Consider the following 3,952-nt stretch of genomic DNA (forward strand, 5'->3'; position numbering starts at 1 on the left):
CACCGGGTCGATGACCTTCCCCACCGCCGGACCGGTGTCGCTGACCGCCACCGTCACCGCGGCCGGCACCACCTGCACCTGCACCAACGTCGTCTCCATCCCGGTCGCCATCACGGTGACCACGCCGCCGACCTGCCTGGTGCTCCTGCTGCCTCCGATGACACCGGTGGTCGCCGGCCAGCCCACCGTCGTGTCCGCGGTGGTGCTGTGCAACGGCGTGCCCGTTCCGGGTGCGACGGTCACCTTCAACGGCGGCGGGGCCATCCCGGTGACCGTCACCACCAACGCACTCGGCATCGCCACCGGGTCGATGACCTTCCCCACCGCCGGACCGGTGTCGCTGACCGCCACCGTCACCGCGGCCGGCACCACCTGCACCTGCACCAACGTCGTCTCGCTCCCCGTCCCGATCACCGTCACCGTAGGCGGCCCCGCCACGAGTCTGCAGGCGCTGCCGTCCTGCTGGCAGGGCCACTGGGAGCACGCGCTGCCGGACCCCTCGCACGGGCGACCGTACTCCTTCACCGCCACACTGGAGGCCCAGCTCACTCCCGCGGCCGCCGGCGTGACGGTGAACTTCCTCGTCGCCGGACAGCCGGTGGGCTCGGCGGTGACGGACGCGTCCGGGATCGCGACCCTCACCACCGACCTGGACCTGCTTCAGGTCCGGTCCGGCGCCTTCACCGCGACCGCCACCGTCGGCGGCACGACGCTGCAGTCGACCGGCACCCTGCTGCCCTGCCAGCCGCTGTAGTGACCGGACCGGTCCTATCGGGCCCGGGACGTGGATCGCGGACCGGTACTGGTGGCCGAGCCAGGTGAGGCCTGACGTCATCGTCCGCGGATGAGCGGCCGACCTCGAAGGTCCGTCCCCCCGCCCTCGCACGGCGGGGGGACGGACGCGCCGGGGGCGTAGCGGCGAAGCCACCGCACCCGCCGCGACGCCCGCAACCGTACTGCCGCGTCCCTGGTCAGTGGAGTTGTCCCGATGAGCTTGACCATGTTCCTCCTCGCGCTCGGCACCACCTGCCGCGTCACCCGTTTCCTGACCAAGGACACCCTCGCGGGCGGTCTCAGGATCTGGGTCGCCGATCGCTTCGGCGAGGAGTCCAAGGCCGCCTACCTGATCACCTGCAGCTGGTGTTCGAGCGTCTGGGTGTCCGCCGTCGCGGTCGGCTGTGCCGCGTGCCTGGAGGGCAGCCCGTGGTTCCGGATACCGGCGACCGCGCTCAGCGTCTCGTACCTGGCGGGTGTGGCCTCACGATGGCTCGACTGACCAACGCCCCTCCCCAGGAAGACCCGAACCCCAGCACCCGGAAAGGAGACCGAACTCATGGCCTGCAACTGCGGCGGAGGATCACCGCAAACCGTCGTTTACCAGCTGAACCTGCCTGACGGCACCGTTCGCCAGTACGTCACCTACCAGGAAGCCCTGGCCGCACAGCACCGGGAAGGCGGCGCCGGAACGATCACCATCGTCAGCCGGTGACACGGGCGCCCGGCATCGGGGCGCACCGAAGGCGGTCGGCGCTTCGACCGGCCGCCTTACCCTTTCCGCACGAAGGGAGGAGCAGCACCGTTGCCGTCCCGGCGCATCCGCGGGCGTTTCAGGGTGTTCGGGCCGGTGGCGGGCATGCCTGCGGCCCGACTGTCGCGTCGGGTGGGCGCCGGGTTCCACTGGGAACGCGGTAGTGATCGTCTCGGTCCAGGGCCAGTGGCAGGCCATGCGTAGATAGCGGCGGCGGCCGGTAGTCACCAGCTGGGCGGCGGCGGAGAACAGCCGCAGTCGCAGGCGCTTGGGCTCCCACCGGCGCGCGGGTCCGTCCAGGACGAGCATGGGCATCCAGGCGAGGAAGCCGAGTGCGAGGTGGACGATCTCCAGTCAGACTTGGTTCTGGGCGGCGTCGTGCAGCGGCAGGTTGCGCAGGCCGGTGTAGCGAGCGGCGCAGATTCGGTCCCCGGCGCGGGCTCGCTGGCGGTGCCGCAGCTCCAGGCCAGCGATCGGGGCGTGCGAGCTGGCCGTCCGCCCCGGCTGGCAGGGCCACGGAATCGGCACCGCCCTCCACACCGAACTCCTCCGGGTCCTCACCCCCACCTGGTCCTCCCTACTCGTCATGCCCGGCAACCAGTCCGCCCGCCGCCTCTACGACCGCCTCGGCTATGAGTACGCCAGGGCATATCAGGCCGGCACCGACGGACCGATCCTCGACTTTCTGCTGCTGCGCGCCGCCAGCTGAGCCTCAATGAGTAAGTCCCACGGCCGGACGATCTCCAGCGTGATCATCTGTGTCGCAGGCGAAAGCCAGCGGTGATCTGGGCGGGCTGCGAGACTGGTGATCATGACCGACCGCCGCAGCCTCTCGCTGCCCGCCTTCTCCGAGTCCGCCACCGACGCGCCCCTTCCCGCCCAGTCCACCGGGCGCCGGCTGCTGCCGGTCGAGCAGGGTGCCGACTTCCGCCAGCCGCCCGGCGAGACCGTCGCTGTACCCGCCCCGGCCCGGCGCCGCCTCTCGCCCGGCGGCCTGACCTTCTCCGACCCGGACCGCCAGATCTGAGTGGTCCCGCCCGTCCTGCCGCAGGCTTCTGACCTGCGGCGGTTTCATGAATCGGCCCCTCAAGAAGGCCCGAAAGTAGAAACGCCACTGGCCTGCGGTTCGACCAGTCGTCCACCGCCCGGACGTCCCCGGAGATTGCGTAGCCGCGGCAGGCCAGCAGCTCGTCGGTCGTGACGCCGATGTCGTCGGCGATGCGGGCGAGGACGTCCTCGGCCTGGTGGTCGGCGATGTAGGCCGGGACGGTCTCCAGGGCGAGGATGCCGATCTGGTGCTGGGCGGCGCGGTGCTGGGCGATCAGGTCGCGGCCGGCACTTACGTGGCGGCGCCAGGCCTCGGCGGTGATGCCGTCCGGGGCGGGGCCGGTCTCCAGCTCAGCGGCCGGGATGTCGGGGCGGGCGCGGACCTCGGCGACCGCGGTGGCGACGATTCCGCCGACCGTCTCGGCTGCTCCGTCCCGGGCGCTTTGAAAGATCTTGTCGATTGATTATGTGTTGACCAGTGGATTTGCAGGATCTGGGACTTTGGATCTTGGCTGCCTGGCCTGCGGTTTTACTGCTGTGATCGACTCTTCAGGGCTTGCGGCCTGTGGGTTTGCAGGATCTGGGACTGCTGTTCAGTTCGGTTGGGAAAACCGATGGGTATGGGGGTGGGATCGCCTCAGCGTTGTTGATCTTGATTCGGCGGGACGATCACCTGGGCCCCTTCTCATGTCGGTTGCTGGTGTGCTTGTCCTCGGGCTGCCGCTGGTTCGGCTCGGGTGCTCGCAGAGGGCTGGTTCAGTCCATGGCGAACGGCTTGCCGTCGAGGGTCGGGATCTTCGGGTCGGTGCCCAGGCCTGTCAGGAGGAGTACTTGGGGGCTGCTGGCGCGGTGTGCCGCGTCGCCTTGGAGCTGCTTGTCGATGGCGTCGATGGTCGCCTGCTTCCAGGCGTTCTTGGGAGTGGCCAGGACCAGGTGCGTCGCGCCGAGTGTGAACCGCCCCGGGTTCGTTCGAGACTTCAGGCTGTGGCTGTGACCTGCAGGTTTGGGTGTTGTTGGTAGTAGTTGGCTTCGTATTCTGACGGTGGGATGTGACCGAGTTCACCGAAGAGCCGGGCCTCGTTGAACCACTCGACCCACTCGGCGGTGGCGATCTCGACGTCCGCCAGGGTGCGCCATGGTCCGCGCGGCTTGATGATCTCGGTCTTGTAGAGGCCGATGATCGATTCCATCAGCGCGTTGTCGAGGGCGTCCCCGACAGTGCCGATGCTCGCCGCGATCTCTTCCCTGGCCAGGTGGGCGGCCAGGCGGAAACTCGTGTACTGGGTGGATTCCATCGGTCGTCGCAACACCTTGATCGAGGTGGTGTTGCATGGGACGGCCAGCAGGGTGGATCACGACGCTGACGGGGCGTCCGGC

7 protein-coding genes and 2 pseudogenes are annotated in these 3,952 nt (G+C 69.3%); 7 read left to right on the forward strand and 2 right to left on the reverse strand.

What is annotated here, in order from left to right; translation table 11 throughout:
* The 3 genes from ACIG5E_RS38710 to ACIG5E_RS38720 all read left to right on the forward strand — a co-directional run.
* On the forward strand, nt 1-754 hold a 754-nt coding region (locus ACIG5E_RS38710; RefSeq protein ID WP_396541895.1), incomplete at its 5' end, for an Ig-like domain-containing protein.
* Between the two features lie 234 nt (nt 755-988).
* Nucleotides 989-1,276, forward strand: coding sequence for a hypothetical protein (locus ACIG5E_RS38715; RefSeq protein WP_355676143.1), 288 nt, complete (start codon nt 989-991; stop codon nt 1,274-1,276).
* Between the two features lie 57 nt (nt 1,277-1,333).
* Nucleotides 1,334-1,489: a hypothetical protein gene (locus ACIG5E_RS38720; protein WP_396541897.1), complete on the forward strand. Its 156-nt coding sequence runs from the start codon at nt 1,334-1,336 to the stop codon at nt 1,487-1,489.
* Between the two features lie 195 nt (nt 1,490-1,684).
* Here ACIG5E_RS38720 and ACIG5E_RS38725 read toward each other — a convergent pair.
* Nucleotides 1,685-2,008, reverse strand: a pseudogene (locus ACIG5E_RS38725) (transposase); the annotation flags it as partial.
* Nucleotides 2,009-2,015: 7 nt separating this feature from the next.
* On the opposite strand from ACIG5E_RS38725, the pseudogene ACIG5E_RS38730 reads away from it, so the two are divergent.
* The 4 genes and pseudogenes from ACIG5E_RS38730 to ACIG5E_RS38745 all read left to right on the forward strand — a co-directional run.
* A pseudogene (locus ACIG5E_RS38730) lies at nt 2,016-2,114 on the forward strand (GNAT family N-acetyltransferase); the annotation flags it as partial.
* The gene (locus tag ACIG5E_RS38735) at nt 2,115-2,237 is read left to right on the forward strand and encodes a hypothetical protein (protein ID WP_396541899.1); all 123 of its coding nucleotides are present in this window, start codon (nt 2,115-2,117) and stop codon (nt 2,235-2,237) included.
* A 102-nt stretch (nt 2,238-2,339) separates the two neighbouring features.
* Nucleotides 2,340-2,555, forward strand: a complete 216-nt coding sequence (locus tag ACIG5E_RS38740; RefSeq protein ID WP_396541901.1) for a hypothetical protein — start codon at nt 2,340-2,342, stop codon at nt 2,553-2,555.
* A gap of 217 nt (nt 2,556-2,772) precedes the next feature.
* Nucleotides 2,773-3,039, forward strand: a complete 267-nt coding sequence (locus ACIG5E_RS38745; protein WP_396541903.1) for a hypothetical protein — start codon at nt 2,773-2,775, stop codon at nt 3,037-3,039.
* A 513-nt stretch (nt 3,040-3,552) separates the two neighbouring features.
* Here ACIG5E_RS38745 and ACIG5E_RS38750 read toward each other — a convergent pair.
* Nucleotides 3,553-3,870, reverse strand: coding sequence for an integrase core domain-containing protein (locus ACIG5E_RS38750; RefSeq protein WP_396541905.1), 318 nt, complete (start codon nt 3,868-3,870; stop codon nt 3,553-3,555).
* Between the last annotated feature and the right edge of the window lie 82 nt (nt 3,871-3,952).

The sequence above is a fragment of the Kitasatospora sp. NPDC053057 genome, from assembly GCF_044546945.1.
GTDB lineage: Bacteria > Actinomycetota > Actinomycetes > Streptomycetales > Streptomycetaceae > Kitasatospora.